Below are 3,053 nucleotides of genomic sequence, written 5' to 3'. Positions count from 1 at the left end.
GGAGAGCCCGATGAAGTCGATCGGCGGGATATTGCCTTGCAGCGGGTGCTGCCAGCGCAGCAGCGCCTCGACCCCGACCACCCGCCCGCTGACGCTGTCGATCTGCGGCTGGTAGTGCAGCTCGAACTGCTCCTGCTCGATGGCCTGGGCCAGGGCGTGACGCAGGTTGACCCGCTCGGTGACCCGTCGGTTGAGCTCGTCGGTGTACCACTGGTAGGTATTGCGCCCGCGCCGCTTGGCCTTGTACATGGCGAGATCCGCCTGCTGGATCAGCGTCCGGGGCTTGGTGATGCTGCCATCGTCGGTGCCGATACCGATGCTGGCGGTGATGTGAAGCTCCTCGCCCTGGTACCAGTAAGGTGCCGACAGCCTGGCCAGCAGCCGCTCGACCACCTGCATCACGTCCTGCTCATGGGCCAGATCCGGCAGCAGCACGATGAACTCGTCGCCGCCGATGCGCGCCACGGTATCCCAGGGGCGCAGCTCCTCCTCGAGGCGCCGCGCCACGCTGACCAGAATGAAGTCGCCCACGTCGTGGCCAAGGGAGTCGTTGATCGGCTTGAAGTCGTCCAGGTCGATGAACAGCACCGCCAGGTAGCGCTGGTAGCGCTTGGCCAGCACGCAGCCCTGGGCCAGGCGCTGATGCAGGAGCTGGCGGTTGGGCAGCCCCGTCAGGGCATCGTGGTGGGCGTTGTGCCTGAGCTGCGCCTGATACTCGCGCTGGGCGGTGACGTCGTTCTGCACGCCGATGAAGTGGGTGACCACGCCCTGCTCGTCGCGCACCGGCGAGATGTAGAGATCGTTCCAGAACAGCGTGCCGTCGCGGCGGTAGTTGCGCAGCATGACGTGCACGTCGCGCCGCTCCTGAATGGCGCGGCGCAGCTGCTTGAGCGTGGCGGCGTCGGTCTCCTCGCCCTGCAGAAAGCGGCAGTTGAGCCCCATCACGGCGTCCCGGGCGTAGCCTGTGATCTGCTCGAAGGCGCGATTGACGTAGACCATCGGCAGGTCGTCGGACTGGGCATCGACGATCACCACGCCGTTGGTGCTCGACTCCACACTGCGCTGCAAGAGCGCCAACTGCTGGTCGGCGGTCTTGCGCCGGGTGATGTCGCGGGCGATCACGTAGATGACGTCGTCGTTGGCACAGGCGCTCACCTCGAGCCAGAAGAGCTCGCCTTGCCAGCTGCGCGCGCGCACGTCGAACGCCTCGATCGACCGGCCGTCGCGAAGGCGCATCAGGGCGTGCTCGATCACCGCGTAGTCCTGCGGGTCGATGATCACCCCGCAGGGTCGGCCGATCAGCTCCTGAGCGGAATACCCCAGCAGGTTCTCGAAGGTGGGATTGACGTTCAGCAGCGTCCCCGTGAAATCGATGCAGCAGAACAAGTCCTGCGACAGCAGGAAAAATTGATCTAGCTCGCCTTGCGGCTTGACAGGGGACATAGGGCGTTACCTGAACAAAGGGTCCATCAACCAATTATGGCTGGTTATTTTTACTGCGTGACCGGGTGCTTTATGATGAGACTTATCATAGTTCGACGCGCCGTGTCAGCGGCAAAGGGAGAATAACGTGTCATCCATCACCAAACTGCGCATCGCCACGCGCAAGAGCCAACTGGCCCTGTGGCAGGCCGAGTACGTCCGGGAACGACTGATGGCGGCGCACAGTGGTCTGGAGGTCGAGCTGGTGGCGCTGTCCACCAAGGGCGACAAGATCCTCGATACCCCGCTTTCCAAGATTGGCGGAAAAGGGCTGTTCGTCAAAGAGCTGGAGGACGCCATGCTCGACGGCCGGGCGGACATCGCCGTGCACTCCATGAAGGACGTGCCGATGCACTTCCCCGAAGGCCTGGGGCTCTCCATCATCCTCGAGGGCGCCGAGCCCACCGACGCCTTCGTCTCCAACCGTTTTCAAAGCGTCGACGCGCTGCCCGACGGCGCGCGCATCGGCACCGCGAGCCTGCGCCGCGGCCTGCAACTGCGCGAGCTGCGCCCGGATCTCGAGATCCTCAACCTGCGCGGCAACGTGCAGACCCGCCTGGCCAAGCTCGACGCCGACGAGTTCGATGCCATCATCCTCGCCACCTCCGGGCTCAAGCGCCTGGGGCTTGGCGTGCGTATCGCCCAGGAACTGCCCCCGGAGCTCTGCCTGCCCGCCTGCGGCCAGGGGGCGCTGGGCGTCGAGTGCCGGCTGCACGACCCGGAGCTGATCAGCCTGCTCGCCCCGCTCGATCACGCCGATACCGCCACCCGCGTGCGCGCCGAGCGCGCCATGAACACGCGCCTGGAGGGCGGCTGCCAGGTGCCGATCGCCGGCCACGCGGTGCTCGACAAGGCCAACGAGACGATCTGGCTGCGCGGCCTGGTCGGCAATCCCGAGGGGACCGAGGTGCTGCGCGCCGAAGGGCGCGGCTCGATCCACGAGCCGGAGGCGCTGGGCATTCGCGTGGCCGAGGACCTGCTCGACCAGGGCGCCGGCGAGATTCTCGCCGAGGTGTACGGCGACAACGTATGAGACGCCCACGGTGAACCAGGCGCCGGTACTGATCGCCCGCCCCGGCGAGCGCGGCGAGACCCTGGCGGTCGCGCTGCGCGGCGAGGGTTTCGTGGTCGCGCGTCTCGACGTCATGACCCTCGAGGCGCTCGACGAGGACGCCGCGACGCGCGGCGTGTGGCTCGATCTCGACCACTACCCTAAGATAATCGTAGCCAGCCCCTTCGCGGCGCACTGTCTGGGTGAGGCGATCGATCGCTACTGGCCGCAGCTGCCGGTGGGCATCGACTTCTACACCCTGGGGCGCGGCACCGCCGAGGTGCTCGATCAGACGCTCGGCGTGCGCGCCCATACGCCGCCCCCCGGCGCCGGCGAGGAGTCCAGCGAAGCGCTGCTGTCATTGGCCTCGCTTGCGGACCTGACGCACCAACGCGTGCTGCTGGTCGCCGGCGAAGGTGGCCGTACCCTGCTCGGGGAGACGCTTGCCGAGCGTGGCGCCGAGGTGACCCGGGTCGAGCTCTACCGGCGGTGCTACCAGCCGCCGGATGCCGAGTTGCAA

At 67.0% G+C, this 3,053-nt stretch carries 3 protein-coding genes; 2 read left to right on the top strand and 1 reads right to left on the bottom strand.

All coding sequences use genetic code 11. The annotated features are described in order from the left end of the window. The coding region (locus BIS11_RS13905) for a bifunctional diguanylate cyclase/phosphodiesterase (RefSeq protein ID WP_253586334.1) at positions 1–1,443 on the bottom strand (1,443 nt) is incomplete at its 3' end. A 127-nt stretch (positions 1,444–1,570) separates the two neighbouring features. On the opposite strand from BIS11_RS13905, the gene hemC reads away from it, so the two are divergent. Both hemC and BIS11_RS13895 read left to right on the top strand, forming a co-directional pair. Next, complete coding sequence (gene hemC, locus BIS11_RS13900; RefSeq protein WP_253586332.1) at positions 1,571–2,515, top strand: hydroxymethylbilane synthase; 945 nt, start codon at positions 1,571–1,573, stop codon at positions 2,513–2,515. A gap of 10 nt (positions 2,516–2,525) precedes the next feature. Beyond that, a partial coding sequence (locus tag BIS11_RS13895) for a uroporphyrinogen-III synthase (protein WP_253586331.1) occupies positions 2,526–3,053 on the top strand: 528 nt, incomplete at its 3' end.

The organism is Halomonas sp. 707D4, assembly GCF_024158685.1.
In the GTDB taxonomy this organism is placed as follows: domain Bacteria; phylum Pseudomonadota; class Gammaproteobacteria; order Pseudomonadales; family Halomonadaceae; genus Vreelandella.
Note: the sequence above shows the minus strand (reverse complement) of the source record. Positions and strands in the feature narration are given on the sequence as shown.